At 67.2% G+C, this 25709-nt stretch carries 27 protein-coding genes; 13 read left to right on the plus strand and 14 right to left on the minus strand.

Annotation, left to right across the window (positions count from 1 at the left end):
* Nucleotides 1–73: 73 nt before the first annotated feature.
* On the minus strand, nucleotides 74–481 hold the full coding sequence (locus N7422_RS26110) for a response regulator (RefSeq protein ID WP_279809229.1): 408 nt from the start codon (nucleotides 479–481) through the stop codon (nucleotides 74–76).
* A 48-nt stretch (nucleotides 482–529) separates the two neighbouring features.
* Nucleotides 530–712: a Flp family type IVb pilin gene (locus N7422_RS26115; RefSeq protein ID WP_279809230.1), complete on the minus strand. Its 183-nt coding sequence runs from the start codon at nucleotides 710–712 to the stop codon at nucleotides 530–532.
* Nucleotides 713–1000: 288 nt separating this feature from the next.
* On the opposite strand from N7422_RS26115, the gene cpaB reads away from it, so the two are divergent.
* From cpaB to N7422_RS26155, 8 genes are all read left to right on the plus strand, one after another.
* Entirely contained in the window at nucleotides 1001–1948 is a 948-nt protein-coding gene (gene cpaB / locus N7422_RS26120; RefSeq protein WP_279809231.1) for a Flp pilus assembly protein CpaB, read from the plus strand.
* Nucleotides 1949–2033: 85 nt separating this feature from the next.
* The gene (locus tag N7422_RS26125) at nucleotides 2034–3242 is read left to right on the plus strand and encodes a type II and III secretion system protein family protein (RefSeq protein ID WP_279809266.1); all 1209 of its coding nucleotides are present in this window, start codon (nucleotides 2034–2036) and stop codon (nucleotides 3240–3242) included.
* Entirely contained in the window at nucleotides 3239–4429 is a 1191-nt protein-coding gene (locus N7422_RS26130) for a pilus assembly protein (protein WP_279809232.1), read from the plus strand. Before N7422_RS26125 ends, N7422_RS26130 begins: the two co-directional genes overlap by 4 nt.
* Nucleotides 4426–5682 (plus strand): CpaF family protein, encoded by a 1257-nt coding sequence (locus tag N7422_RS26135; RefSeq protein WP_279809233.1) that lies wholly within the window; start codon nucleotides 4426–4428, stop codon nucleotides 5680–5682. Before N7422_RS26130 ends, N7422_RS26135 begins: the two co-directional genes overlap by 4 nt.
* On the plus strand, nucleotides 5679–6560 hold the full coding sequence (locus N7422_RS26140; RefSeq protein ID WP_279809234.1) for a type II secretion system F family protein: 882 nt from the start codon (nucleotides 5679–5681) through the stop codon (nucleotides 6558–6560). Before N7422_RS26135 ends, N7422_RS26140 begins: the two co-directional genes overlap by 4 nt.
* Nucleotides 6561–6562: 2 nt before the next feature.
* On the plus strand, nucleotides 6563–7450 hold the full coding sequence (locus N7422_RS26145) for a type II secretion system F family protein (protein ID WP_279809235.1): 888 nt from the start codon (nucleotides 6563–6565) through the stop codon (nucleotides 7448–7450).
* Nucleotides 7451–7530: 80 nt separating this feature from the next.
* Nucleotides 7531–8232: a tetratricopeptide repeat protein gene (locus tag N7422_RS26150; RefSeq protein WP_279809236.1), complete on the plus strand. Its 702-nt coding sequence runs from the start codon at nucleotides 7531–7533 to the stop codon at nucleotides 8230–8232.
* A gap of 13 nt (nucleotides 8233–8245) precedes the next feature.
* A complete protein-coding gene (locus tag N7422_RS26155) occupies nucleotides 8246–8506 on the plus strand; it encodes a DUF3613 domain-containing protein (protein ID WP_279809237.1) in 261 nt (86 codons plus the stop codon).
* Nucleotides 8507–8596: 90 nt separating this feature from the next.
* Here N7422_RS26155 and N7422_RS26160 read toward each other — a convergent pair whose 3' ends face one another.
* On the minus strand, nucleotides 8597–9337 hold the full coding sequence (locus tag N7422_RS26160; protein ID WP_279809238.1) for a response regulator transcription factor: 741 nt from the start codon (nucleotides 9335–9337) through the stop codon (nucleotides 8597–8599).
* Between the two features lie 119 nt (nucleotides 9338–9456).
* Nucleotides 9457–9927, minus strand: coding sequence for an A24 family peptidase (locus N7422_RS26165; protein ID WP_279809239.1), 471 nt, complete (start codon nucleotides 9925–9927; stop codon nucleotides 9457–9459).
* Between the two features lie 75 nt (nucleotides 9928–10002).
* Here N7422_RS26165 and N7422_RS26170 point away from each other — a divergent pair, with 75 nt between their 5' ends.
* Entirely contained in the window at nucleotides 10003–10446 is a 444-nt protein-coding gene (locus tag N7422_RS26170) for a pilus assembly protein (RefSeq protein WP_279809240.1), read from the plus strand.
* On the plus strand, nucleotides 10443–13073 hold the full coding sequence (locus N7422_RS26175) for a PAS domain-containing sensor histidine kinase (protein ID WP_279809241.1): 2631 nt from the start codon (nucleotides 10443–10445) through the stop codon (nucleotides 13071–13073). The genes N7422_RS26170 and N7422_RS26175 overlap by 4 nt, the downstream gene beginning before the upstream one ends.
* Here N7422_RS26175 and N7422_RS26180 read toward each other — a convergent pair.
* The 7 genes from N7422_RS26180 to N7422_RS26210 all read right to left on the minus strand — a co-directional run bounded on the left by N7422_RS26180 (nucleotide 13058) and on the right by N7422_RS26210 (nucleotide 19681).
* Nucleotides 13058–15010 carry a pilus assembly protein TadG-related protein gene (locus N7422_RS26180; protein WP_279809242.1) on the minus strand — a complete coding sequence of 651 codons (1953 nt, stop codon included), beginning with the start codon at nucleotides 15008–15010 and terminating at the stop codon, nucleotides 13058–13060. The two genes, N7422_RS26175 and N7422_RS26180, sit on opposite strands and share 16 nt — an antisense overlap.
* 116 nt (nucleotides 15011–15126) lie before the next feature.
* Nucleotides 15127–15687, minus strand: a complete 561-nt coding sequence (locus N7422_RS26185) for a DUF4136 domain-containing protein (RefSeq protein ID WP_279809243.1) — start codon at nucleotides 15685–15687, stop codon at nucleotides 15127–15129.
* A 19-nt stretch (nucleotides 15688–15706) separates the two neighbouring features.
* On the minus strand, nucleotides 15707–16339 hold the full coding sequence (locus N7422_RS26190; protein ID WP_279809244.1) for a DUF4136 domain-containing protein: 633 nt from the start codon (nucleotides 16337–16339) through the stop codon (nucleotides 15707–15709).
* Nucleotides 16340–16359: 20 nt separating this feature from the next.
* Nucleotides 16360–17109 (minus strand): methyltransferase domain-containing protein, encoded by a 750-nt coding sequence (locus N7422_RS26195; protein WP_279809245.1) that lies wholly within the window; start codon nucleotides 17107–17109, stop codon nucleotides 16360–16362.
* A complete protein-coding gene (locus N7422_RS26200) occupies nucleotides 17106–17411 on the minus strand; it encodes a MazG-like family protein (protein ID WP_279809246.1) in 306 nt (101 codons plus the stop codon). The genes N7422_RS26195 and N7422_RS26200 overlap by 4 nt, the downstream gene beginning before the upstream one ends.
* Before the next feature lie 63 nt (nucleotides 17412–17474).
* Complete coding sequence (locus N7422_RS26205) at nucleotides 17475–18326, minus strand: MaoC/PaaZ C-terminal domain-containing protein (RefSeq protein ID WP_279809247.1); 852 nt, start codon at nucleotides 18324–18326, stop codon at nucleotides 17475–17477.
* A 2-nt stretch (nucleotides 18327–18328) separates the two neighbouring features.
* Nucleotides 18329–19681 (minus strand): 3-oxoacyl-ACP reductase, encoded by a 1353-nt coding sequence (locus N7422_RS26210; RefSeq protein ID WP_279809248.1) that lies wholly within the window; start codon nucleotides 19679–19681, stop codon nucleotides 18329–18331.
* A gap of 115 nt (nucleotides 19682–19796) precedes the next feature.
* On the opposite strand from N7422_RS26210, the gene N7422_RS26215 reads away from it, so the two are divergent.
* On the plus strand, nucleotides 19797–21074 hold the full coding sequence (locus N7422_RS26215) for an acetyl-CoA C-acetyltransferase (protein WP_279809249.1): 1278 nt from the start codon (nucleotides 19797–19799) through the stop codon (nucleotides 21072–21074).
* An 88-nt stretch (nucleotides 21075–21162) separates the two neighbouring features.
* Nucleotides 21163–21939, plus strand: a complete 777-nt coding sequence (locus N7422_RS26220; RefSeq protein ID WP_279809250.1) for a helix-turn-helix transcriptional regulator — start codon at nucleotides 21163–21165, stop codon at nucleotides 21937–21939.
* A gap of 48 nt (nucleotides 21940–21987) precedes the next feature.
* On the opposite strand, the gene cueR is transcribed toward N7422_RS26220, so the two are convergent.
* The 3 genes from cueR to N7422_RS26235 are packed head-to-tail and all read right to left on the minus strand — an operon-like array spanning nucleotide 21988 to nucleotide 25220.
* Nucleotides 21988–22392: a Cu(I)-responsive transcriptional regulator gene (cueR, locus tag N7422_RS26225; protein ID WP_279809251.1), complete on the minus strand. Its 405-nt coding sequence runs from the start codon at nucleotides 22390–22392 to the stop codon at nucleotides 21988–21990.
* The gene (locus tag N7422_RS26230; protein WP_279809252.1) at nucleotides 22389–24788 is read right to left on the minus strand and encodes a heavy metal translocating P-type ATPase; all 2400 of its coding nucleotides are present in this window, start codon (nucleotides 24786–24788) and stop codon (nucleotides 22389–22391) included. Before N7422_RS26230 ends, cueR begins: the two co-directional genes overlap by 4 nt.
* A gap of 54 nt (nucleotides 24789–24842) precedes the next feature.
* Entirely contained in the window at nucleotides 24843–25220 is a 378-nt protein-coding gene (locus tag N7422_RS26235) for a hypothetical protein (RefSeq protein ID WP_279809253.1), read from the minus strand.
* A 146-nt stretch (nucleotides 25221–25366) separates the two neighbouring features.
* Here N7422_RS26235 and N7422_RS26240 point away from each other — a divergent pair, with 146 nt between their 5' ends.
* Nucleotides 25367–25564 (plus strand): cation transporter, encoded by a 198-nt coding sequence (locus N7422_RS26240; RefSeq protein ID WP_279809254.1) that lies wholly within the window; start codon nucleotides 25367–25369, stop codon nucleotides 25562–25564.
* Nucleotides 25565–25709: the final 145 nt, after the last annotated feature.

The raw sequence follows: 25709 nt of genomic DNA on the forward strand, positions 1-25709 counted from the left end.
TTTTTCGCTGAGATCCTGGGGCTGCTACGCAGCCCTTTCGCGACACAAGGCCGCTCCTACAGGTACTGTGTTGCTATTTCACTGCCTGCATCAGTGGCTTGGGAAACAGGTTCTCCAGGGTCTCGAGCAGGCGGGCGTGATAGATCGGCTTGCGGAACAGGTCGAGCACCTGCAGGCGCAGCATGTCGCTGACATCGTCCATGTCGGCATGCCCGGACATGACGATCACCGGCAGGTGCTGGCGCGCTGTATGGTCGCGCAGGCGCTGGACCAGGCCCAGGCCGCTTTCTTCGGGCATGCGCAGGTCGGTGATCACCAGGGCGACGTCGGGGTGGCGGGTCAGCAACTGCAGGGCGGCCCTGACCGAGGTGGCGGTGTGGCAACAGAAACCTTCGTTCTCCAGCAGCTCCGCCAACTCCAGCAAGGCCTCTTCCTCGTCGTCCACCAGCAGTATCTGTTGACGCAAGGAAGAGGTCGGCATGGTCGGCTCCAGAGAGTGGGACTGCACGTCATGCGGGCGCAGAAGGGGTCACTGGGTGATCGCGGTCTTGATATCGGTAAAGATTGCTGTCACTTCGGTCGAGATCGGCGTGACGAAGCCGGCCAGTACCACCGCGACCATGGCCGCGATCACCGCGTACTCGATGCCGGAGGCGCCGTCCTTGCTCTGGAGGAAGGTCTTTACATGGATGAGGATCTGTTGCAGCAGCATGGCACTTCTCCTTGCGCTCGATGGGCGCCGGTCTGCGGGGCTTGAAAAGTGATACCCCTTTGCCATCAGAGCATCGCCAAGCCGTGGCAGGCTGCAAATGTAAGAAAGCATTAGTCCAAAAGTATTGGTTTTAATTAGCGCTTCTAAGTTTTTGTTTTATTGAAGCGTCAATTTCATGGCTCAAAAAAACCAGCACAGTTAATGGCGAAAGAACCCGGCTCAACTACCGTCCAATAGCGAAATAGTTACTTTTTGCCATCATCGGTCCAGGGCACAGGGAGCGCGGAAATGAGCAGTCGCTTGACCATGATCCTCGCCGGCCTGTTCCTTCTGGCGGCCCTGTTGGCAGGTTACTGGGGGCTGCGTCTGAGTCGCCCGGCGCAGTTGCCGCCGGTGCCGGCGACGGTTCCCAGCGAAGCTGTGATACCTGCCGCGCCAGTGCCGGTGGCGCCCCCGGAACCGCCGCGTTCACCGATCGTCGTCCTGCGTCGGGCGGTGCCTGCCAATACCCCGTTGAGTGAAGAGGATCTGCTTGTGGAGCGCCTGCAGGTCGTGCCGGCCGGGGCGTTCCAGCAGCTCGACCAGGTGTTAGGGCGCAGCAGCGCGCGGCCACTGGCGGCGGGGAGCTGGCTGGATGCGTCGAGCTTTCAGGCAGGCGGCCCTCTGGCCCGCATGATCCGCCCTCACGAACGGGCCGTGGCGGTGGCGGTCGACGATGTGATCGGCGCGGGCGGGCAACTGCGGCCCGGTGATTACGTCGACGTGCTGCTGTTCTTGCGGGAAGAAAACAACAATCCACAGTCTTCGGCCCAGGTCGTGCTGCCGGCGTTGCGCGTGCTCAGCGTCGACCAGCAGACCGGCCTTGCCAACGATGGTCGCCTCGCGCAGACCGCCGAGGAGCAGAAAGCCCGTCGCGACCAGCAGGCGCTGAACAGCAACACCACTCGCACCGTCGGCCTGGCCGTGCCCGAGGCCCTGGCCAGTCGATTGATGCTGGCGGCCCAGGCCGGGACCTTGCGCCTGGCGGTGCGCAGCGCCGACGAGCAGTTGCTGGCGGCCTACTGGTCCGGCCAGGACGCCCGCCCGCAACTGGAGGCGGCCAACCGCAACCTCTATCGCTTCAGCCAGCTGTCCCAGGTGCCGCTGGCCAGCCAGTCCGCGGCGGCGGCCGCCGGCGCGCCGGCCATGCAGATCATTCGCGGCGCCCAGAACAGCGACAGCAACAAGACCCCCTGACCTGGCAAGGATGCAATCCATGCGTCGTTCTTTGCATGCTTCTCTACGTGGTTCGCTGCTGGCCTCGTGCCTGTTGTGCCTGGCCATGCCACTGCAGTCGCAGGGCGCGGCCAAGGGCTGCGCGGCGTTCGGCCAGCTGCCTTCGGTGATCGAGATGGATCAGGGCCTGCAACAGGAACTGCGCTTGCCGGTGGCCATCACCCGGGCGGCGGTGGGCGAGCCCAAGGTGGCCGATGTGCAGCCCAGCGGCGAGCGGGCCGTGCTGCTGACGGCGGTGGGGCAGGGCAATACCAGCCTGATGCTATGGACCGACTGCGCCGCCCAGCCGCACCGGGCCATGCTCTTCGTCAAGGGCCGGGCCAGCGCCGACATGGCCGAGACGGCGCAGGAGGACCTGCCCGTGCAGGTGCAGGCCGACATCCGCTTTGTCGAGGTGCGTCGCCTCAAGTACAAGGAGGCCGGCGCGCGCCTGTTCTTCAAGGGTTCGAACAACACGCTGATCGGCTCGCCCAACACCGTGCCCAACACGGTGGTGCGGCCGGGTCATGTACCCAGCGTCGCCGACAGCGCGAACCCGGGCAGCTATATCAATGTGAAGCCTGGCATCCCGCTCGACAACGATGTTTTCAACATCGTCTGGGGCGGCGGCAGCAGTCGTTTCCTGGCGATGATCAACGCCCTGGAGAACAGTGGCTTCGCCTACACCCTGGCACGCCCCAGCCTCACGGTGCTGAGCGGGCTGACCGCGAGTTTCCTGGCCGGTGGCGAGATTCCCATCCCGGTGCCCAGCAGCGGCAGCGACAACGTGTCGATCGAGTACAAGGAGTTCGGTGTGCGCCTGGCCCTGACCCCGACCGTGGTCAGCCGCAACCGCATCACCCTGAAGGTGGCCCCGGAGGTCAGCGAGCTCGACTACAACAACGCGGTGATCATCGCCGGCACCCAGGTGCCAGGCCTGAGCGTGCGTCGCACGGATACCAGCATCTCGCTGGCCGATGGCGAGAGCTTCATCATCAGCGGCCTGATCAGCAGCAATGTGCGCTCGGGCGTGGACAAGATGCCCGGCCTGGGCAACCTGCCGATCATCGGTGCGTTCTTCCGCCAGTCGGCGCTCAATCGCGAAGAGACCGAGCTGCTGATGATCGTCACCCCGCACCTGGTCCAGCCCCTGGCCGCCAATGCGCGCCTGCCGGAGCTGCCGGGCGAGGGGCTGCGTACCTACGACCCTAGCTGGGGGCGCCTGTTCTTCATGGAAAACGGCAACTTCGATGGCCGTGGCGGGTTATCCCAATGAGCGAAAGCCTGAACCAGACGTACCTGGCCCTGACCCGCAACGACGAGGACCTGCAATGGCTGCAAGGCGCCCTGGCGCCATTGGGGCAGGTGATCGGCGCTGGCAGCGCGGGCCTCGACGAGCTGCTGGCGCTGGTCGACATGACCTTCAGCAACCTGGTGTTCATCGGCCTGGACCGCGAACAGCTGATCGGCCAGTGCGCCTTGATCGAGGGCTTGCTGGAGGCCAAGCCGATGCTGGCCATCGTCGCCCTGGGCGACGGCATGGACAACCAGCTGGTGCTGCATGCCATGCGTGCCGGCGCTCGTGACTTCGTCGCCTATGGTTCGCGGGCCAGCGAGGTGGCGGGTCTGGTACGGCGCCTGGGCAAGCGCCTGCCGGCGGTCGCCAGCAGTCCCAGCCTGGGCGGTCTCACCGTGCTCTTCGGGGCCCAGCGGGGTGCCGATGGCGCGCTGCTCACCACCCACCTGGCGCGGGTGGTGCAGGACAGCGGCCAGCAGACGTTGCTGCTCGACCTTGGCCTGCCACGGGGCGATAGCCTGACCTTGCTGGGCCTGGAGGCCTCGTTCCATTTCGGTGACGCCTTGCGCCACCTGCGGCGCCTCGACACGACCCTGATCGACAGCGCCTTCACCCGCGACAAGGGCGGGCTGCGCATCCTCGCCTACGCCGACAACGACGAGCCGCTGGAGCAGACCAGCGCCGCCGAGCTGTACATGCTGCTCGGCGCCTTGCGCCAGCACTTCCAGCACATCGTCGTGAACCTCACCGGGCAGGCCGACAGCGAGGCCCTGCGCACCATCGTCAGCCACTGCGACAAGCTGATCGTCTACACCGACCAGAACATCCTCGACTGCCGGCGCAACCTGGACGTGCTCGAGCAATGGCGCGATCGCGGCATCAAGCTCGACCACGCCAGCCTGCTGGTGGACCGCTACCTGCGCCACGTGGCGCCGGATGCCGATGCCCTGGCCAAGCGCTATGGGCTGACGCTGCTCAATGTCGTGCCGTACAGCCCGGAACTGCGTCTGAACGCCAAGAACCAGGGCCTGAGCCTGTTCGAACTGGCCCCGCGCGAGAGCCTGACCCAGGCCCTGCGCGGCCTCGGCGAGCGCCTGGCGCGGCGCTCGGAAAACCTCGCGCCGCCGGCTCATGCCTGGTTACGCCGTCTGTGGGGCAACCGATGAGCAACGAAGAACCCTTTGGCGGGCCACGCCACGCGGCCAGCGATCCGCAGGTGCTCAAGCGGGCCCTGCACCGGCATGTCATCGATGCCATCGAGGACAGCGGCCGCAACCTGCTCGAAGGCGCGCGCCCCGCACTGGCGCAGTTCGTCCTGGAGCAGGTTGGCGACTATGTGGCGCGCTTGCGCCTGGCCCTGTCGCGCTACGAGATGGAGCGCCTGGGCGAGGAGATCGTCGACGAGCTGACCGGCTACGGTCCGCTGGAGGTGTTGCTGCGTGACCCGAGCATCACCGAGATCCTGGTCAATGGCCCGTATCGGGTGTTCGTCGAGCGTGGCGGCCTGCTGCAACAGACCGACCTGCGCTTCATCGACGCCCATCATGTCGAACGGGTGATGCAACGCATCCTCGCGCCCCTGGGACGGCGCCTGGACGAGTCGTCGCCCATGGTCGATGCGCGCATGCCCGACGGCAGCCGGGTCAATGCGATCATCCCGCCCGTGGCGCTGGACGGGCCATGCCTGTCGATTCGCAAGTTCCGCCAGGACATGCTCAAGAGCGCCGACCTGCTGGCCACCCGCGCCATCGACCAGGCCATCTACGACTTTCTCGAACGGGCCGTGGGCCGGCGCTGCAACATCCTCGTCAGTGGCGGCACCGGCACCGGCAAGACCACCTTGCTCAACATCCTCAGCCAGATGATCGCGCCGCAGGAGCGCCTGGTGACCATCGAGGATGTCGCCGAACTGCAACTGCACCACCCCCACGTGGTGCGCCTGGAAACCCGTCCGCCGAATGCCGAGGGCCATGGCGAGATCAAGGCCAGCGAGCTGATCCGCAACGCCCTGCGCATGCGCCCGGACCGCATCATCCTAGGCGAGATCCGCGGGGCCGAGGTGATCGACGTGATGACCGCGATGAACACCGGCCACGACGGCTCGATGAGCACGGTGCACGCCAATAGCGCCCAGGACGCCCTGCTGCGGCTGGAGACCCTGGTCGGCCTGACCGGACGACAGGTTGCCGAGAAGACCTTGCGACAGATGATCTGCGCGGCGCTGGACGTGGTGATCCAGCTGACCCGCCTGGCCGATGGCCGGCGTTGCGTCAGCGAGGTGCTGGAGGTGGTCGGCGTGCGTGACGATGTGTATGTCACCAACACCCTGTTCCGCCTCGACCGGCGCAGCGGCGATGCCTTCTTGCGCGAGGCGCCGAACCCGGCGGGCAGCAAGCTGCGTCACGAGGGGGTGCTGTGATGGGGCCGCTGCTGCTGGCGCTGTCGCCGTTGTGCCTGGGCATGGCGCTGTTGCTGTGGCGCCTGGGCCTGTACAAGCGCGGCGAGGAGCGCATCCTGCAGCGGCTGGGCCGCGCCTTTCGGCTGGTGCGCACGGGCAGCGTCCGGCGCGACTGGCTCGACCCGTTGCTGCTGCGCGCTGGGCTGGCCCATGTGGAGTTTTCCCCCGGGCCCTGGCTGGCGGGCTGGCTGGCACTGACGCTGGCGGCCGGGTTGCTGGGCGGCTGGGTGGCGGCGCTGATGGCCTGGCTGGGACTGCCCCTGCTCGGCTATTTCTACCTGAGCTGGCGCTGCCGACGCCGGTTGCGGCAGATCATCCAGCAACTGCCCGGCCTGCTCGACTACAGCGTGCGCAGCCTGAAGGCCGGGCGCACCCTCAACGAGGCGGTGCTCGGCGGTATCGACAGCACCCGCGAGCCGCTGCGTTCGGCCATGCTGCGGGTGCGCCGCAACGTGCAGCTGGGCGTGCCGCTGGAGGACGCGGTCAGCGAATTCGCCGAGCTCTACCGCCAGGACGAGCTGCGCATGTTCGCCCTGGGGCTGCGTATCAACCAGCGTCACGGCGGCAATGCCAGCGAGCTGCTGGAGAACCTGATCAAGCTGATCCGCGAACATGAACAGGGCGATCGGCAATTGCGCGCCATGACCGGGGAAACGCGCATCACGGCGGTGATCCTCGGCGCGCTGCCGCTGGCCATGGTCGGCTACTTCCTGCTCGCCAACCCCGGTTACCTGTTGGCCATGTGGCGCGACAGTCACGGGCAGCTGATGCTGCTGTTCGCCTTCGCCCTGCAGGCCATCGGTTGCCTGGTGCTGTGGCGCATGATGAGGAGTTTGTGAGCATGGCCCTGCTGCTCAGTACGCTTTGCCTGTTCGCCGCCTTCGCCTTGCTGGCCTTGCAGGCCGCGCGCCAGTTGCGTGCCCGGCAGCGGGTGGCGCGGCGTCTGCAAGGGCGGCTGGCCCGTGACGAACGGCTGGGCGACTGGCTGCAATGGCTGGGCAGCAGCCCGCTGGGGCGGCGTCTGCAACGCCTGGACGGCGAAACCCAGGCGTTGCTCGACCGGCTGGGTTGGCGACGCAGCCGGCAACGGGCGCTGTTCGCCGCGGTGCAGCTGGGTTTGCCGGTGGTGGCGGTCGGTGCGGCGTTGCTGTTGACCCACGGCCTGCCCACTCAGAGCCGTGGGCATTGGAGCGTGCTGCTGCTCTGCGCGCTGGGCGCGGGTTATCTGTTGCCCAAGCGCCTGCTGGCGGCAGCGGCGGCGCGGCGCCAGCGGCAGATCGCCCAGGAGGTGAGCCTGCTGATTCCGTTGCTGCGCATCCTCTTCGAAACCGGGCTGGCGGTGGAGCAGGCCCTGCGCGTGCTGGCCCATGAGGGCCGCAGCCTGGTGCCGAACATCAGCGATGAACTGCGCCTGGTGTTGCAGCGCGTCGATTCGGGCCTGGCGTTGGGGCCGGAGCTGGAGAAGACCGCGCGCCTGCTGGCGGTGGACGAGTTGATCGACACCTGCGTGATCCTCCAGCAGTTGTTGGCGCAGGGCAGTGGTTCGATGAAATCGCTGCTGGCGCTCAAGGAACTGCTCGATGACCGGCGCCTTACCGGCCTGCAGGAGCGGGTGTCGAAGATGTCGGCAAAGATGTCGGCGGTGATGATGGTGTTCCTGTTTCCGGCCTTGCTCATTGTCCTGGCCGGGCCGGGGTTCTCCGCGTTGGCCCGGGCGTTGGGGTCATGACGGTCGATAGCCATCGATACCCTCTGGGAGCGGGCTGGATTGGATTGGTCGGTAATGTCTTGTGTCGAGGGAGAGATGCGATGAAAGCGATCCTGCTGTTCAGTGGCCTGTTGCTGCTCGCCGGTTGTGCCGGCCAGCAGCCCGAAGGCCTGGCCCGCTTGCTCGGCGGTGGCACCTGCGGCAAGCCCGATGCCGACCAGCAGTTGAGCCTGGACATGGCCGACCAGATGATCAGCGAAGGCCGACCGCATGCCGGGCTGGCCCACCTGGAGCGGTTGCCTGACACCCTCGATCAGGTGCGCCTGCGCAAGGCCAAGGTGTTGCGCCAGCTCGGGCGCGGCGAGGCCGAGCCGTTGTATCGCAGCCTGCTCGGAGGCTGCCTGGCCGCCGAAGGCGAGCATGGCCTGGGGCAGCTGGCCTCGGCCCGGGGCGACGACGCGCAGGCGCTGCGCAACCTGCAGCGCGCAGTGCGCCTGGCACCGACCGACGAAAAGGTGCGCAACGACCTGGGCGTGGTGCAGATGAACCTGGGGCACCTGGAGCAGGCGCGTTTCGAGTTCCTGACGGCCATCGAGCTCAAGGACGACAACGCCTTGCCGGCGATCAACCTGGTGACCTTGTCGCTGGTGCAGGACAACTGGACCCAGGCCGAGGACCTGGTGAACCGCCTGCGTCTCAAGCCCGAGCAGTTCGCCGAAGCCCAGGCCCGGGCGCAGCGCATCCGTTCCACCGGCCGCGGGCCGCTCGCGGCGACCGACACGTCGGCCGCTGTCATCAACTGAGCAGGAGGTGATCATGTTCAAGCCCTGGATCGTCCTGGCGTGTCTGGTAGCGCCGCTTTTGGCACAGGCGCAAGAGCCGCCGCGCAAACCGCGTCCGGAGACGGCCACCGAAGCCCTGCTGCAGGTGCAGGCGAGCAACCGCGAGGCGTCCAGCGTGCGCCAGGTGCAGACCGACAAGGAGCGCGACCAGGCCATGCAGCGCTGGCTGGACAGCTACAAGTACGCGATTCCGGATTTCTATCGGTGGACGAAGATCAATTCGTCGAACAACTGAGTGGAGCGACTTCGAGAGCCGCCGAGACCCTGTGGGAGCGGCTAAAGCCGCTCCCACGCAAGTGCGCGATGCTGGAGGCCCGTTAGCAGGTCAGTGGGTGGTGAACCGCTGATGTACCGGCGACGAGCGCGGCGTCAACGCCAATGCCAGCTGCGTGCGGTTGTGCATGTGGGTCAGGCGCAGCACCTGGGACACATACAGCTTCACGGTGTTCTCGGTGATGCCCAGCTCGCAGGCGATCTGGTAATTGGTCTTGCCCTTGCTCACCAGCTTGGCGACCTCCAGTTGCCGGGGTGAGAGCTTCTCGAAGGCGGCCGGCAGCTCCGGCTCGCCTTCCTCGGCGTCGGTGGCGCGACGATGGGCGCCCTGGCCCCGGGCTTTTTCCAGATCCTGGTAAAGGTCGTCGATGGACTCGGCCAGTTCCTGCAGGCGTTGATTGAGGCTGCCCAGCTCACGGAAGTTGCGGCGCCGCTCCTGCAGCGCCTGCTCCTGGCGGCGCACGCCTTCGAGCAGTTCGTTCAGGTCCATGGGTTTCTGGTAGTAGTCGGCGAAGCCTTCGCGCAGGGCACGAATCACGTCCTGCTTGTCGGCGCGCCCGGCCATCTGCTTCAGCGTGCGGACCAGCTCGATGCCATCGCGGTCGGGCATGTGCAGGTCGCACAGCACCAGGCCGATGGCCTCGTCGGCCTTGTAGCAGTCGATGGCCTGCCCGGTGGAGTGGGCAGGGACACAGCGGTAGCCCTCGCTTTCGAGGAATTCGCACAGCTCTTCGACGATCACTGGCTGATCGTCTACCACCAATACTTTCACCTCACTGACAGACTTGTTCACGATCAACTCCCTGTTGTATCGGCTCTGCTCCCGGGCCAGACGCTCTGGCTGCTAGAAAAGTAGTCGCACTTTGCAATTATGTACATCGGTCCAGTTCCAGAATTCGACCGCTCGGTCGTTTATTGGATCCATACAGCTGTCAGCAGGAAGCCGGCCAGCACGTAAGGGGCGAAGGGCTGCTTGTCGCCGACCTGCTCGGCCAGCGCCTGCAGGCGTTTCTTCACCTTGGGATTGAGCAGGGTCCACAGCCGGCGGCGACCGAGCAGCCAAGCCAGTACCGTGACCCCGGCGCCGATGAAGGTGCCGAGCACGTACTGCGGGCTGGTGGCCAGGGCCAGGGCGCCCATCAGCTTGACGTCGCCGGCGCCGAAGCGGCCGAGCATGTAACCGGGCAGGGTGAGCAGCATGACGATGGCCAGCGCCCAACCGGCTTCGCTGGCTTCGGCGCCGATCCAGCTGCGCCCGGTGGCGAACAGCCAGGCCAGGGCGCAGGCGGCGACACCCAGGGTGAGGGTGTTGGATATTTGCCGTTCGCGGACATCTTGTTCGGTGCACAAGGCAAGCCACATCAGGAGAACAATGCTTTGCATTGGCAAATTGCCATCCCTATTCGTTGAACGGTTCTATGCTTTCAGACAGGTCTCACAGTCAGGGTAGACGCGATCATGAAAGCAGGCCCGGCGGGACAGCAAAAAGGCGCGGTAGCCATCGAGTTTGTCGCGGTGTTCATGGTGTTCTTCGCGGTGTTCTACGGGCTGGTCAGCTATGCCTTGCCCATGCTCATGCTGCAGTCGTTCAACCAGGCCAGCAGCGAGGCGGTGCGACGCTGCGTGGCGGTGGATCCGACCAGCAAGACCTACGAACTGGACCTGCAAGGGCTGGCGCGCCAGGTGATCGGCCAGCAGCTCTCGTGGATGCCCAATGCCCTGGGCTTCAACGTGATCACCGATACCAAGGTCAGCCTGGGGGCGGACAAGGTGCTGACCGTGTCGATCGACTACCCGCGCAACCGTCTCAATGGCGTGCTGCCGACCCTGGTGCTGCCCGTGATCGGTGACGTGCCCAAGCTGCCTGCGCGCCTGCAGGCCCAGGCGAGCCTGCAACTGTGACCGGTGGCCTGTTCGATCGCTGGCGTGCGGCGCCGGTTGCCGTGCCCGAGACGCTGCCTGCCGTGGGGCTGCAGGTGTGGCTCGACGACCAGGCGCGGGTCCTGCGCCTGGCCGGCCCCCTGCGCACCTTGCTGGCGTTGCCTGCCCGGTCCGAGGCCCGCGTGCACGATTATGTAGAGCAGCACAGCTGGCTGGTGCTCGAAGGCGAGCCGGCCGACTGGCAAGGGCAGCCGCTGGACCTGGACTTTCGCACCGTCATGGGCCATGCGCTGCATACCCGCGGCTGGCTGCAACGCCAGGCGTCGGGCTGGATGCTGCAACTGTTCGACATCGGCGACCTGCTGCGTGAACAACGCTGGGACCGCCAGCGACCGTTGCTCGGGGAAATCGGCCATGCCCTGCGTGAATGCGGCAGCGAGCGCCTGGCGCAGACCACGGCTGAACAGTTGCAGAGCCTCGCCGAACACTGGCAGGCCAGCTCGTTGCGCCTGATGCTGCGCGAATCGGGCGGTTGGCGGCACTACGCCGGCAGCGAGGGGGCCTGGCCCTGGCCCGACGACCCGCGGCTGCAAGGCTGGCTGGACGCGCTGCCGGCCCACACCCTGATCGAGGTCTGCGACGACCCCGAACTGCTGGCCTTGTGCGGCGGTGTGTCGCTGTTTCTCGTGCCCTATCGCCTGGGCCTGGATGCCGAGGCCTGGATATTGTGCGCCGGGGCGCGCCAGGTGCCCCCGGCGGACATGGCGCTGGCGCTGGCGCGTACGCTGGCCGAGCCGCTGCTGGTCCGCCATCGCCGCCAGCAAATGCAGCGTCAGGCCCATCATCTCGATGACCTGCAGCGCCAGCTCGGTGCCGGGTGGTGGGAGTGGCCGGCGCACGCCGACCTGCACCTGGAGCCGGCCTTGGCCCGCACATTCGGCCTGCCGTGCCAGGCAAGCCCGGCGCAATGGCTGGCACGCCTGCACCCGGCCGACCGTGAGGCGGCCCAACTGGCCCTGGCCCAGGCCCGCGAAGGCGCTGGGTTGAGCCTGAGCATCCGTCTGGCGGATTCCGATCCACAGGGCGCGCCGCGCTGGTTCCACTGGGCCGGTCACGGCCAGGGTGGCTTGTTGCGCGGCTTCCTGCTGGACATCAGTGCGCTCAAGGTACAGGAGCAGCAGGCCGGCGCCGCGCGGGCCCGTCTGGAGAACCTGATCGCCAGCTCGCCGGCGGTGATCTATGTGCAGCGCTATGCCGAGGGGGCGCTGCACAGCGACTTCTTCAGTGCCAGCCTGGGACCGTTGCTGGGCTGGGCCGCCGACAGCGAGCAGGCGCGCCAGCCAGGCCTGGCGGTGCATCCGCAAGATCGCCCGCTGTGGCTGGAACGCACGCGCAGCCTGCTGCGCGAGGGGCAGGTGCGCTGTCGTTATCGGCTGCGCGATCACCTCGGTGGCTACCACTGGATGCACGACGAGGCGCGCCTGCTGCGCGACGACCTGGGCCAGCCGTTGGAGGTGGTCGGCCTGTGGCTGGATGTCAGTGAGGCGACCGAGGCGGCCGAACGCATGCGCCAGAGCGAGGAACGCTATCGCGTGCTGGTGGAGGATTCGCCTGCGATGATCTGCCGTTACCGCCCGGACCTGACGTTGCTTTTCGGCAACCGGCCACTGGCCGATTACCTGGGCTGCGCGCCAGAGCAGCTGCAAGGCGCGGACCTGGGCCAGTGGTTCTCCGACAGCCAGCGCGAGGCGTTCGTCCAGCGCCTGCAGGCGCTGACCCCGGAGCAACCGCTGGGCAGCGCGGAAATCTGCGTGCAACTGCCGGGCCGCGAGCACGCCTGGTGGGTATGGGCCGATCGCGGGCTGTTCGACGCCGAGGGCCGCCTGCTCGAAGTCCAGGCGGTGGGGCGCGACAACACCGACGTCCGGCGCAGCCAGCAGCAACTGCTGCAGGGCGCCAAGATGGCCACCCTCGGCGAGCTGGCGACGGGGCTGGTGCATGAGATCAACCAACCGCTCAATGTCATGCAGATGGCGGTGGGCAACACCCTCAAGCGTCTGCAGAGCGGCACCGCCGATCCAGCCTACCTGGAGGAAAAGCTACGCCGTATCGAAGGCCAGGTCGTTCGTGCTGCCCGGTTGGTGGAGCACATGCGGGTATATGGTCGGCGCTCGGCGGTCGAACGTGAGCGTTTCGCCGCCTGGGCCGCGGTGGAGGGCGCCAGGGCGCTGCTCGAGGAAGGCCTGCGGGGCAAGGGCGTCGAACTGTGCCTGGAACGGCCAGAGGCGCAACCCCAGGTGCTCGGGCATCAGGACCAGGTGGAACAAGTGTTGATCAACCTGATGGTCAATGCCCGCGACGCATTGTTGGAAAAAGGGCGGCAACAGCCGTGGATCCGGGTGCGCCAGGTCGTGCAGGGCGAGCGGCTGTGCCTGCTGGTGGAGGACAACGCCGGAGGGATCGATCCGCGGTTGCACGAACGCATCTTCGAGCCTTTTTTCACCACCAAGCCGGCTGGCGTCGGTACCGGGCTGGGGCTGTCGGTGAGCCATGGCATCGTCAGCCGCATGGGTGGCAGCCTGACGGTCGCCAACGCCATCGAAGGGGCATGCTTCCAGGTCGTGTTGCCGCTTCACAGCACCAACTGAGCGTGGCCGCTGGAGCAACTGAGGTTCGTGCCGACCTCGGCATTGGCCAGGTCGATTCCCAGCACCTTGAGCAAACCGTTGACCAGCGGGTCGAGCAGTGGGCTGAGCAAATTCCTGATCAAGGGGTCGAGGATGTTCCTCACGCCGTCGAGCAGGCCAGCGGTGAGCACCAGGACCTGGCCGAGACCGCTGTTGCTGGTGGGCTTGTACGCTTCCAGGCGAACGCCCGACAGCGTATCGGCCAGGCTGGCGACCACCTGGGCCTGGTCGCTGTCCATGGGCTGGAAAAACGGGGGAAGACCGATGTTCGGTGGCGCTTTGTCGCCGGCGAACACCAGCGTTTTCTCCACAGGTCCGCTGCCCAGCAGCTTGGTGTCGACCCGTAGGCCGATACCTCCGCCTGCGTAAGGCACGCGAGTGCCGCACGACGGTGGCAGGATCAGCAAGCGACTGCAGTAGTTGGTGCCGATGTCGATCAGTGGCAGGGCCTTGACCGCCGTGGTGCCGTTGGTGAGGAAGTCTTGCGGGGTATCGAAACTGCCGATCGCGATCTTCGCCGCCGAGCGTTGGGTGAGGGTGGTCAGGCTCTTGGGCGCGCAGCTGTAGTTGTCCGGCGGCGCGGGCCGCAGGCGGCTGGTGCCCTCTGCCACTTCCAGGCCGATATCGATGTGCACCTGAGTGTCCAGCAGCTTGATGTCGCTGACCTTGCAGGGAACACCCAGCAGGCAGGTGAGCGATTGCACGGTGCCCAGCAGGTCCAGGCCGAGCAGGTTGTTGAGCACGTTGGTCAGCGGCGCCGCCAGGTCCAACACCGCGTTGAGCAGCCCGGCGATACCGCTCAGTAGCGGCAGGTCGAGCGATATCAGCGCGCGAATCTGCGCGGTGTGCACTCGCAGCTCGTCGGTGCGCGGATCACCGACCGCCGAAATCTGCTGCGGCTCGATCACCCGCAGCTGTACCCGGCCGTTGATCAGGCCCAGGACGCTGATTGGCAGGTCGGCGTTGACCGCGCGCTCGCTGGCCGCCAGCTGGATGACGCCCTGCACCAGTTGCAGCAGCTGGATGCTGGCGTCCAGGCCGGCCTGGGCGGTGCCGTTCTGCAGGTCCAGCAGCTCGCCCAGTTGCAGTCCCCCGGCCGGCAGGTCCAGGGCGATCCTGCCCAGGTTGGTCGCTACATCGACGGCGGCGCCACTGCGCTGCAGGACTTTCACCGCGGCCTGCAACAGCACCGTGGCGCTGGTATCGAGGTTGAGCAGCTGCTGGTAGTCGCCTACGTTCAGGTTCAGGTCCACGGCCAACTGATCGAGATACTGCAACAGGTTGAGGCGGGTATTGGCGATGCCTTGCCAGCCCAGCAGGTCGAGCTGCGCCGAGCCACCCAGCGCCTTGAGCAGGGCGTTGAGCACCGAGCCCTGGTTCGAATTGACCGTGACCAGGGTGCTGCGGATGCTCAGCATCGCCTGGGGTGGCCCGGGGCTCGCGGCCACCGCGCTGGCATGCAGGGTGGTGGTACGGGCGATGGCGCCGCCCTGGGCCAGGGCGTATACCCCGCCGGCGACGCTGGTGGTCACTATATTGCGGACCTCGACCTTTATCGCCTCGTTGCGCGTGGTATCGGCGGTGAAGGTGCGCAGGTTGTCGTTGCCGATGCGCAGGTAGCCGCAACTGGCGATCAGTGGCTTTTGCGGAGCGTGGCCGTTGCGGGTGGCGGCGGTGCGAGCCAAGGTCGAGGCCTGCGGGCCGCTGCCGGTGCAGACCCCGCCGTGCTCGGCGGCCTCCAGCGCGGCCATGTCGGCGGTGCGCTGAAGCTTGCGCTGCTCGAGGTAGAGGCGGCCGCTGTCGACGGTCAGGAGCATGAACACCAGGGCCAGGCCCATGGTCAGCGCGGCCATCAGGCCGATCGCGCCGCGTTGGCGCACAGCGGAACGGGAAACCACGGGCACTCCTTTGCCGGCCTGGGGCCCGGCAGCGTGGCGGCGGTGCAAGGAGTGTAGTCAAGATGATGGCAAGTTGCCTTGATTCACCGGCCCGCTCCTGATAGGGAGCGCTCGCCTCAATGAGGCGGGTAGTTACCCAGTACCTGGGCCACGGTCTTCTGGATCGCCGCGTTGCGCTCCTGCGGGCTGGGTGGGTAGTTGTTCATGATCTGCTCGGCGCTGCCACGCCATACCAGTTTGCCGTCGCGACCATCGAACAGGTCGATCTGGATGGTCGCCACCTTGTAATCGACGCTGCGGGTCTCGTTGTACATCGGCCCGCCCCAGTAGCCCCCCCAATAGCCGCCCCAGGCGCCGCCGTAGTTGGTGGTGATCTGTTGCTGGCGTTGCTCGACGATCAGATAGGCGCGCACTTTCACATCGGGCCGGGCATTGCCCTGTACCGGGCGCAGGCCACGCTGGTCGAGCTGGCCGGCAACCGCCTGGCGGATGCGCTGCTCGGTCAGGTCGCTCTTGATCCGCGGATCGTCCGGGCGATATTGCAGCCCCGGCTCCTGCCAGGCCCAGCTGCGGTAGGCGGCGAAATCGCGGCTGGCATCGAAGTCCTGCTGCACGTTGCTGCTCGAACAGGCGGCCAGCAGCAGGGCCAGGGACAGTAGAACGAGACGGCGCAACATGATGGTTCTCCGTTGAACGTTAGCTGGGAGGATAGCCGCTCATCGCCTTGCTCACCGATTCGCGCAGCGCGCCTTCACGCTCGCGCGGCGAGTCCTTGTCGCTGCCGCTTTCGGCGCTGGCGCTCCATACCGGCTGGCCGTTGCGGGCATCGAACAGGTCGATGCGCACCACCATCACCTCGACTTCGTAGGTGCGCACGATCGGCACGCTGCCGTAGGCGCCGTAGCCGTTGCGATAGCCGCCGTAGCCGATGCCGCCGTAAGGGTAGGGGCCGTAGTAGGGGTCATAGTCGTAGTCGCGCACTTGGCGCAGGCGTCGCTCAAGGCGCACATCGGCGCTGACCAGCAGGTCGGCTGGCGCATTGCGGGCGGGACGCAGCCCATGTTGGTCGAGGGCGCTGCTCACTGCGTCGGCCAGTTGGCCCGGGGTCGCGTTGGCCAGGCCGCCGGGCGGCTGATTGCTGCGCCAGGTCCAGCTGCGGTAGCGGCCATAGTCGCGCGCAGGGGCCGGATAGGCGCTGGCGTCGAAAGTGGTGGCGGCCTGGGGCGGTGCCGGCGGCAGGGGATTGCCGCTGGCCACGTAGGGGTTGGTGCCCTGGCAGCCGGCCAGGGCCAGGGACAGCAGGGCCAGGCAGAGCGAGCGGTATGGCATGGGTCCTCCTGGCAAGGCGGTCAGTGGGGGCGGCAGATCCAGTGCAGGTAGCGGCCCAGCCCGGCGAAGCTGGGGTGGCGACGGTGCGCCAGCTCCATTTCCAGCAGGTCGAGCAGCTCGGCCTTGGCCTGGAACTCCTTGGGCATGTAGTCGTGGAACACTCGCACACCGCTCTCGCTTTCGACCTGCCACAAGGCTTCAAGTTGCGCCTTGAGTTGGCGCGGATCAAGTGGTTTCTGCGGGGTCAGGCTCTGCTTCTCGCCGGCCAGGCGGTTACTGCGCATCTTGCGGAAATGGCCCTTGAGCAGGTTGCGATAGACCAGCGCGTCGCGGTTGTAGAAGGCCAGCGACAGCCAGCCGCCCGGAGCGGTCAGCTGGTGCAGCACCGGCAGGATGCTTTCGGGCTCGGCCAGCCACTCGAGCACCGCATGGCATAGCACCAGGTCATACGGTTCGGTGAGCTGTCCGAGCAGGTCCTGCCAGGGCGCCTGGATGAACGTCGCCGGCTGACCAGCCTCGGCGAAGCGGGCACGGGCGCCGTCGAGCATGGGCGCGGCGGGCTCGGCCAACGTCAGGTGATGGCCGCGCTGGGCCAGCCACAGGGCCATGTGGCCCAGGCCGGCGCCGATGTCGAGCACTCGCAGCGGGCGGTCGGGCAGCGTTTCGGCCAGATCCGCCTGGAGCACCGCCAGGCGGATGGCGCCTTTGGCACCACCGTAGATCTTCTCAGCGAAGCGGCTGGCCAGTTCATCGAAGTGACGGTCGTTCATTTGGCGAAGCGCCTCTCGCTGTCGGTCAGCTTGGCGCGTACCACTTCATTCATGTCCAGGCCCAGCTCGCTGCACAGCAACAGCAGGTAGAGCACGATATCGCCCACTTCCTGGCCCGCGTGGGCAAGCTTGTCGGCGGGCAGCTGGCGCGACTCGTCCTCGGTCAGCCACTGGAAGATCTCCACCAGCTCGGCCATCTCGACGCTGGCGGCCATGGCCAGATTCTTTGGGCTATGAAAACCGCGCCAATCGTTGGTGTCGCGGATGCGGTGCAGGCGTTCGGTCAGTTCTTGCAGGTTCATCGGGGTCTCCTCGTGGCGCATAGCTTCCGGCGAGGCCACTTGCAAAGCAAGTGCGCCCGGCACTCAAAGCGAGCGCCAGCTCCCGACCATATGGACCAGCCCGCCGTGCCCATCCAGCCGCAATGCGCCTTCCGGCCCCGCCTCGCTGGCGCTCAGCACCACCTCGGACGGCAGGCGCACCGGCTTGCGGAAATCCACCGCGAACGCGTACCCCGCTTTCGGCAGGTGCCCCTGCAACGCCGCCAGGGCCATGGCCGTGCTCCACATGCCATGGGCGATGGCCCTGGGGAAGCCGAACAGGCGCGCCGTGACATTGCTCAGGTGAATCGGGTTGTAGTCGCCGCAGACCCTGGCGTAGCGCCGACCGATATCGCTGTCGGCGTACCAGCGGGTGGCCTCCGGCAGCGCGGCGGGCTCCGTTTCCTGAGGCTCGGCAGCCTGCGGGTCGAGTTTCAGGCCTCGCACCAGCATGCGGCTGGTCTCGCGCCAGAGCAGGCCAAGCCCATCCTCGGCCTCGGTCACCAGATCGAAGGTGCCGCCTTTTTCATGAGGCTGCAGGTTGTCGGCGTACACCGCGAAGCGCAGGCCATCGATGCCACCCAACGGGCGCAGGACCTGCAGGTTGTTGTGCAGGTGCACCAGGCCCAGCAGGGGGAAGGGAAAATCGTTGGCGGTGAGCAGCTGCAGTTGCAGGCTGAAGGCCATGACATGCGGGTAGGTACCCGGTAGCCGGCCATCGTCGGCGAAGTGGCAGAGCCGACGATAGGCCGCGAGGTTGTCCGCATCGACTCGCAGGAAGCAGCGCAGCCCCTGGCCCGGCAACTGGCTGCCACGGATCTTGCGCTTGCCGAGGGCACGCAGATACAGGCTCAGGCGCGAGTCGGGGTGGTGCAGGTCGTGCCAGGATCGGCTCATGGTCAGGCTCCCATCAGTGCCTGGCCGCAGACGCGCAGCGCCTGGCCGTTGATCGCCCCCGAGCCGGGCTGGCTGAGCCAGGCGATGGCCTCGGCGACATCCTGCGGCAAGCCGCCCTGGCCCAGCGAGCTCAGGCGCCGGCCGGCCTCGCGCAGGCCCATGGGCATGGCCGCGGTCATGTGCGTTTCGATGAAGCCCGGCGCCACGGCGTTGATGCTGGCGCCCTGGGGGGCCAGGCGCGGTGCCCAGGCTTGGGCGAAGCCGATCAGCCCGGCCTTGCTGGCGGCGTAGTTGGATTGTCCACGGTTGCCGGCGATACCGCTGACCGAGGCGAGCAGGGTGACGCGAGCATCGTCGTGCAGCTTGCCCGCATCGAGCAATGCCTGGGTCAGTACCTGGGGGGCCTTGAGGTTGACGGCCAGCACCGCGTCCCAATACTCCGGGGTCATGTTGGCCAGGGTCTTGTCGCGGGTGATGCCGGCGTTGTGCACGACGATGTCGAGGCCCTCCGGCAGGGCCTCGACCAGTTGCGTGGCGGCATCGGCGGCGCAGATGTCCAGGGCCAGGGCGCGGCCACCCAGGCGTGCGGCGAGGGCGTCGAGATCGCGCTGCGCCTGGGGCACGTCGAGCAACGTGACCTCGGCGCCATCGCGGGCCAGGGTTTCGGCGATGGCCGCGCCGATGCCGCGCGCGGCACCGGTGACCAGGGCGCGACGACCGGCCAGTGGTCGGGTCCAGTCGGCGACCTGCACGGCGCAGGGCGACAGGCGCAGGACCTGGCCGGAAACGAAGGCGCTCTTGGGCGAGAGGAAGAAGCGCAGCACGCCTTCGAGCTGGTCCTCGGCGCCGTCGCCGACATACAGCAGGTTGGCCGTGGCGCCGTTGCGCAGCTCCTTGGCCAGCGAGCGGGAGAACCCCTCCAGCGCCCGCTGGGCGACGCTGGCCAGCGGGTCGGCAAGGCTCTGCGGGGCACGGCCGAGAATCACCACATGGGCACAGGGGGCGAGGCTGCGCAGCAACGGCTGGAAGAACTCGCGCAACTGCCTGAGGGCATCGCTGTCGGACAAGTGACTGGCATCGAACACCACGGCCTTGAGCTTCGGCCCCAGGCCGGCGACCCAGGCGGGGGCATCCAGTGCGTCGGAGTCGAAGCTGTAGCAGTCGGCGGTCAGGCGCGGCGCCAGGGCGGCGACCCGTTCCGCCAGCGGCCCGCCGCCGAGCACCAGCGCACCCTCGACGGGGCGCAGGCGTCCGGGCTGCCAGCGCTCCAGCGGCACCGGGCGCGGCAGGCCGAGGGCGTCGACCAGCTTGCGGCCGAGGGTGGAGTTGGCAAAGCCCAGATAGCGATCGCTCATGTACGGTTCTCCCTGAAGGCAAGCATGCAAGTGTGGACCAAGTTTGTAGCGGGGGCGTTCGAATGCGTTAAAAGAACCTAGTCTTAGGGATCAAATTGTTTCAGGAGGAACAGGCATGCATGCAACCAGACGGGTCGCGATCCTGGGTGGCAACCGGATTCCCTTCGCCCGCTCCAATGGTGCCTATGCCAAGGCCAGCAACCAGGCGATGCTCACCGCGGCCCTTGAAGGCCTGGTGGAGCGCTATCGCCTGCACGGGCTACGCCTGGGTGAAGTGGTGGCGGGCGCGGTGCTCAAGCATTCACGCGACATGAACCTGACCCGCGAGTGCGTGCTTGGCTCGCGCCTGTCGCCACAGACGCCGGCCTACGACATCCAGCAGGCTTGCGGTACGGGCCTGGAGGCGGCGTTGCTGGTGGCCAACAAGATCGCCCTCGGGCAGATCGACAGCGGTATCGCCGGGGGTGTCGATACCACGTCGGACGCGCCCATCGCGGTGAGCGAGGGGCTGCGGCAGATCCTGCTGCAGGCCAATCGTGGCAAGAGCCTGGGCGAGCGGCTGAAGCCTTTCCTCAAGCTGCGCCCAGGCCTGCTCAAGCCCGAGCTGCCGCGCAATGGCGAGCCGCGCACCGGGCTGTCCATGGGCGAGCACTGCGAGCGCATGGCGCAGACCTGGCAGATTGAACGCGCCGATCAGGACGCGCTGGCGTTGCTCAGCCACCAGCACCTGGCGGCGTCCTATCGCGACGGCTGGCAGGACGATCTGCTCACGCCCTACCTGGGGCTGACCCGCGACAACAACCTGCGCCCGGACCTCACCCTCGAACAGCTGGCCAAGCTCAAGCCGGTGTTCGACCGCAGCGGCCTGGGCACACTTACGGCGGGCAATTCCACGCCGCTGACCGACGGCGCTTCGCTGGTGCTGTTGGGCAGCGAGGCCTGGGCCCAAGAGCATGGCTTGCCGGTGCTGGCCTACCTGGTCGATGGCGAAACGGCGGCGGTCGATTTCGTCCATGGCCAGGAGGGCCTGCTGATGGCGCCGGTATATGCAGTGCCACGTTTGTTGGCGCGCAATGGCCTGACCCTGCAGGACTTCGACTACTACGAAATCCATGAAGCCTTCGCCGCCCAGGTGCTGTGCACGCTGAAGGCCTGGGAGGACGCGGACTACTGCCGCACGCGGCTGGGGCTCGAAGCGCCGCTGGGGGCAATAGACCGCAGCAAGCTGAACGTGAAGGGCAGTTCGCTGGCGGCAGGGCATCCGTTCGCGGCGACCGGCGGACGGATTCTGGCGAACATGGCCAAGCTGCTGAACGAGCGTGGCAAAGGTCGGGGGCTGATCTCTATCTGCGCGGCGGGCGGGCAGGGGGTGACGGCGATCGTCGAGCGCTAGGTGAACCGCGCATGACTGATCGAGCTGGACTCCATGGGCGCGGGCGATGGCTGATACCCTTGTCCGTCCCGAGACACAAGGCCCCATCATGCCGATCACCGGACCCCGTGCCATCCCCGCCCTGGAGCGCTTGCCCAGGCCGCTCTACGCCCGCGCCGAAAGCCTCGGCGCGGGCTCCTGGACCACCCGCCACCGACACGACTGGGTGCAGTTTTCGTACGCCATCAGCGGTGTGCTCGGGGTCTATACCAGCGACGGCAGCTATTTTGCGCCACCGCAGTGGGGAGTGTGGATTCCGGCGGGCACCGAGCATGAGGTGGTGACCTCGATGCAGGCCGAGATGCGCAGCCTTTACGTGCGTGGTGATGCCTGCCCATGGGCATCGGCCGAGTGCCGGGTGCTGGAGGTCACGCCGCTGGCGCGAGAGCTGATCAAGCAGTTCTGTACCTTTGCGGTGACCTACCCGGAAGGCGACAGTGCCGAGGCACGGTTGGTGGCGGTGTTGCTGGATCAGTTGCGGACCCTGCCGCAGGTGGGGTTCTCGCTACCGCTGCCACGCCATCCTGGCCTGCTGGCGCTGTGCAACGGGCTGATCGCCGCGCCCGACCAGCCGCAGACCCTGCAGCAATGGGCGGTGCTGCTGGGCGTGTCGGAGAAGACCCTGATGCGCCTGTTCCAGCGTGAGACCGGGTTGAGCTTTCGCAACTGGCGCCAGCGCATGCGCCTGCTGTCGTCGCTGGCGCTGCTGGAGGCGGGGGAGACGGTCACCCAGGCGGCGCTGGGCTGTGGGTATGACTCGACCTCCGCCTACATCGCGGCGTTCAAGCAACTGTTCGGGGCGACACCTGGGGAGCTGAGGTTGTAGTCGCTGCCGGGCACTGGTTCTGCTACGACCTCTGCCGGCGCGGCTTCTTCAGTGGCAGCACCCACCGCCATTGGCCAGGTCCTTGAGGATCGGGCAGTCGGGCCGGTTATCGCCCTGGCAGTGGGCCACCAGTTCACCCAAGGTGTCGCGCAGGCTGACCAGCTCCTCGATCCGCCGGTTCAGCTCATCGATATGCTGCATGGCCAGCGCCTTCACATCGGCACTGGCGCGCTGGCGGTCTTGCCAGAGGGTCAGCAGCCTGGCCACTTCCTCGAGGGAAAAACCCAGGTCGCGGGAGCGCTTGATGAACGCCAGGCTGTGCAGGTCTTCCTGCTGATACAGCCGGTAGCCACTGTCACTGCGCTTGGCTGGGCGCAGCAGGCCGATGGATTCGTAGTAGCGGATCATCTTGGCGCTGAGCCCGCTGCGGCGGGCGGCCTGGCCGATGTTCATGGGGCCTCCTGGTCACGGGTGGTGGGTTTCCAGGTCTTCAGCCACAGGGCGTTGCTCACCACGCTGACGCTGGACAGGGCCATGGCCGCGCCGGCCAGCACCGGGTTGAGGTAGCCGAGGGCGGCGAGCGGTATGCCGATCAGGTTGTAGATGAAGGCCCAGAACAGGTTCTGACGGATCTTCGCGTAGGTCTTGCGGCTGATTTCCAGCGCGGCCGGCACCAGGCGTGGGTCGCCGCGCATCAGGGTGATGCCGGCGGCCTGCATGGCCACATCGGTGCCGCCCCCCATGGCGATGCCGATATCGGCGGCGGCCAGGGCCGGAGCGTCGTTGATGCCGTCGCCGACCATGGCCACCACGCCATCGCGCTTGAGCGTGGCGACCGTGGCGGCCTTGTCCGCGGGAAGCACTTCGGCGTGCACGTCATCGATGCCGAGGGCCTCGGCCACTACTTTGGCGCTGCCGCGGTTGTCGCCGGTCAGCAGATGGCTGCTGATGCCGCGTTCGTGCAAGGCGGCGATGGCCTGATCGGCGCCGGGCTTGAGACTGTCGCCAAAGGCGAGCAGGCCCAGTACGCGTGGTTGGCTGCCCTGCTCGATCAGCCAGGACAAGGTGCGGCCTTCGGACTCCCAGGCCTGGGCGCTGTCGGCCAGGTCGCCTGGCGACAGGTGGCTTTCGTCGAGCAGGCGGCGGTTGCCCAGGGCCAGTTCGCGGCCCTCGACCCGCCCGGCAATGCCACGGCCGGTGAGGGACTGGCTGTCGACCACCTGCGGCACCTGCAGACCTTGGCCGGCACAGGCGTCGAGCACCGCCTTGGCCAGCGGGTGCTCGCTGCCGCGCTGCAGGGCACCGGCCAGGCGCAGCAGTTCGTGCGTGTCACCGCCCGAGGCCTGGCTGTGGACGACGCGGGGGCTGCCGGAGGTGAGAGTGCCGGTCTTGTCGAACACCACGCGGTTTACCGCATGGGCGCGCTCCAGCGCTTCGGCGTCCTTGATCAGGATGCCATGACGGGCGGCGACGCCGGTGCCGGCCATGATCGCCGCGGGCGTGGCGAGGCCCAGGGCGCATGGGCAGGCGATCACCAGCACGGCGACGGCATTGATCAGGGCGGTTTCCAGCGGCGCGCCGGCCAGCCACCAGCCGACCAGGGTGATCAGCGCCACTACCAGCACGGCCGGGACGAACACCTGGCTGACCCGGTCGACCAGCTTCTGGATCGGCGCCTTGGCCGCCTGGGCATCCTCGACCAGGCGGATGATGCGGGCGAGCACGGTCTCGGTGCCAAGGGCCTGGGTCTTCACCAGCAACCGGCCTTCGCCATTGATGGCGCCGCCGGTCACTGTATCGCCGGGCTGCTTGGGTACCGGCAGGCTCTCGCCGCTGATGAGGGCCTCGTCGGCGTGGCTGCTGCCTTCGAGCACTTCACCGTCGACCGGGAAGCGTTCGCCGGGCTTGACCAGCACCAGGTCGCCCAGGCGCAGCTGGCTGATGGCGACATCTTCCTCGTGACCCTCGACCAGGCGTACCGCGCGCTCGGGGCGCAGCGCTTCCAGGGCCCGGATGGCGCTGGCGGTCTGGCGTTTGGCGCGGCTTTCCAGGTACTTGCCGAGCAGTACCAGGGCGATCACCACCGCCGAGGCTTCGAAGTACAGGTGCGGTTCCATGCCGACCGGCGCCTTGGCCCATTGGTAAAGGCTCAGGCCGTAGCCCGCGCTGGTGCCCAGGGCGACCAGCAGGTCCATGTTGCCCGCGCCGGCGCGCACGGCTTTCCAGGCGGCGACATAGAAGCGCGCGCCGAGGATGAATTGCACCGGCGTGGCCAGCACGAACTGTGCCCAGGCCGGCAGCATCCAGTGCAGGCCGAACGGCTGCACCAGCATTGGCAGGACCAGGGGCAGTGCCAGCAGCAGCGCCGCCGCGACGGCCAGGCGTTCGTTGCGCAGACGCCGTTGTGCCTGGGCCTGATCGCCGTGGGCGGTGCGCGGCAGGTTGGCGCTGTAGCCGGCCTGTTCGACCGCGGCGATCAGCGCGCCGTCATCGACGCCATCGAGCACTTCCAGATGGGCACGCTCGCTGGCCAGGTTGACGCTGACCTGCTCCACGCCCGGCAGCTTGCCGAGGGCGCGTTCGACTCGACCCGCGCAGCTGGCGCAGGTCATGCCGCCGATCTGCAGTTCGAGGCTGCGGGTGGGGACGCTGTAACCGGCATCGCGCACGGCATCGACCAGCGCCGGCAGGCTATCGGCGGGGGCCTGGACCCGAGCCTGTTCGGTGGCGAGGTTGACGCTGACGTGTTCGGTACCAGTGACCTTGCGCAGGGCGCGTTCGACCCGACCTGCGCAGCTGGCGCAGGTCATGCCGGCGATCGGCAGATCGAAGGTGGTGGATGCGGGCATGGCTCTCTCCTCCTTGGACAGGCCTGCAGCATCAACCTTGCCATGCGGGCAAGGTCAATAGCCCAGACCGGCTCGCTTCAGCACCAGGCCATTTTGTCCCATGGCGATACGGTATTTATTGATCTGGCCCGCCTGCAGCGTGAGTCGCGTACTGCGCTGGTCCTCGATGCCGGGGGCGCAACCGGGAACCTGTCCGGGCAACAGCCGCAGGCGTACATCGATGGGGCCCGCTGGCAGGTTGAACGAAGTCGACTGCTCCTGGAACAGGCGGCCGGACAGCTGATCGTTGAGGTAGATGCCGATTTCGCAGCTGGTGGCCACCTCCAGGCGTTCCCGGGAAATGATCAGCACGCTGTAGTCCGAATTGCCCTCGGCGCTGGCCGGTGGCACCGCGGCCAGCAATCCTGCGAGGCCCAATACTGCCCTGATCATGAAAAATCTCCTGCTTGCCAGAATCGTCAAAGGCGCAGCTTGGCCGAGGTGCGCCGGGATTTCCAGCCCGGCCGATTCGGGCGGAACTTGACCTTGCCCCGATGGCAAGGCTGAGACTGCGCGAAACCCACAAGGAGGCAACCTCGATGCAAGTGTTCAACGTACAAGGCATGACCTGCGGCCACTGTGTGAAGGGCGTGACCCGGGCCGTGCAGGAGCAGGATGCGGCGGCGCGGGTGGAGGTGGACCTAGCGGCACGGCAGGTGAGGGTGGAAAGTGAGCTGGCGGCGGAGCAGATCCTGGCGGCGATTCGGGAAGAGGGGTATCCGGCCGAGGTGGCCTGAACGGCCAATCGCGCACTTTCCGCGGGCGCGGGCTGGCCTCATCGCGGGGCCAGCCTGATCCCACGCCGATGATGCCCCTGCGTGGTTTCCGACAGGGCACGCCGGATCAATTATTACAAAGGTTTTCAACGCCCCGCGATCCAGT

The organism is Pseudomonas sp. GD04091, assembly GCF_029836165.1.
Taxonomy (GTDB): Bacteria; Pseudomonadota; Gammaproteobacteria; order Pseudomonadales; family Pseudomonadaceae; genus Aquipseudomonas.

Bases quoted from the DNA above. Each gene is read 5' to 3' on its own strand.
- N7422_RS26110 (WP_279809229.1), bottom strand. From the start codon at position 481: ATGCCGACCTCTTCCTTGCGTCAACAGATACTGCTGGTGGACGACGAG.
- N7422_RS26115 (WP_279809230.1), bottom strand. From the start codon at position 712: ATGCTGCTGCAACAGATCCTCATCCATGTAAAGACCTTCCTCCAGAGC.
- cpaB (WP_279809231.1), top strand. From the start codon at position 1,001: ATGAGCAGTCGCTTGACCATGATCCTCGCCGGCCTGTTCCTTCTGGCG.
- N7422_RS26125 (WP_279809266.1), top strand. From the start codon at position 2,034: ATGCCACTGCAGTCGCAGGGCGCGGCCAAGGGCTGCGCGGCGTTCGGC.
- N7422_RS26130 (WP_279809232.1), top strand. From the start codon at position 3,239: ATGAGCGAAAGCCTGAACCAGACGTACCTGGCCCTGACCCGCAACGAC.
- N7422_RS26135 (WP_279809233.1), top strand. From the start codon at position 4,426: ATGAGCAACGAAGAACCCTTTGGCGGGCCACGCCACGCGGCCAGCGAT.
- N7422_RS26145 (WP_279809235.1), top strand. From the start codon at position 6,563: ATGGCCCTGCTGCTCAGTACGCTTTGCCTGTTCGCCGCCTTCGCCTTG.
- N7422_RS26150 (WP_279809236.1), top strand. From the start codon at position 7,531: ATGAAAGCGATCCTGCTGTTCAGTGGCCTGTTGCTGCTCGCCGGTTGT.
- N7422_RS26155 (WP_279809237.1), top strand. From the start codon at position 8,246: ATGTTCAAGCCCTGGATCGTCCTGGCGTGTCTGGTAGCGCCGCTTTTG.
- N7422_RS26165 (WP_279809239.1), bottom strand. From the start codon at position 9,927: ATGCAAAGCATTGTTCTCCTGATGTGGCTTGCCTTGTGCACCGAACAA.
- N7422_RS26170 (WP_279809240.1), top strand. From the start codon at position 10,003: ATGAAAGCAGGCCCGGCGGGACAGCAAAAAGGCGCGGTAGCCATCGAG.
- N7422_RS26185 (WP_279809243.1), bottom strand. From the start codon at position 15,687: ATGTTGCGCCGTCTCGTTCTACTGTCCCTGGCCCTGCTGCTGGCCGCC.
- N7422_RS26190 (WP_279809244.1), bottom strand. From the start codon at position 16,339: ATGCCATACCGCTCGCTCTGCCTGGCCCTGCTGTCCCTGGCCCTGGCC.
- N7422_RS26195 (WP_279809245.1), bottom strand. From the start codon at position 17,109: ATGAACGACCGTCACTTCGATGAACTGGCCAGCCGCTTCGCTGAGAAG.
- N7422_RS26200 (WP_279809246.1), bottom strand. From the start codon at position 17,411: ATGAACCTGCAAGAACTGACCGAACGCCTGCACCGCATCCGCGACACC.
- N7422_RS26205 (WP_279809247.1), bottom strand. From the start codon at position 18,326: ATGAGCCGATCCTGGCACGACCTGCACCACCCCGACTCGCGCCTGAGC.
- N7422_RS26210 (WP_279809248.1), bottom strand. From the start codon at position 19,681: ATGAGCGATCGCTATCTGGGCTTTGCCAACTCCACCCTCGGCCGCAAG.
- N7422_RS26215 (WP_279809249.1), top strand. From the start codon at position 19,797: ATGCATGCAACCAGACGGGTCGCGATCCTGGGTGGCAACCGGATTCCC.
- N7422_RS26220 (WP_279809250.1), top strand. From the start codon at position 21,163: ATGCCGATCACCGGACCCCGTGCCATCCCCGCCCTGGAGCGCTTGCCC.
- cueR (WP_279809251.1), bottom strand. From the start codon at position 22,392: ATGAACATCGGCCAGGCCGCCCGCCGCAGCGGGCTCAGCGCCAAGATG.
- N7422_RS26230 (WP_279809252.1), bottom strand. From the start codon at position 24,788: ATGCCCGCATCCACCACCTTCGATCTGCCGATCGCCGGCATGACCTGC.
- N7422_RS26235 (WP_279809253.1), bottom strand. From the start codon at position 25,220: ATGATCAGGGCAGTATTGGGCCTCGCAGGATTGCTGGCCGCGGTGCCA.
- N7422_RS26240 (WP_279809254.1), top strand. From the start codon at position 25,367: ATGCAAGTGTTCAACGTACAAGGCATGACCTGCGGCCACTGTGTGAAG.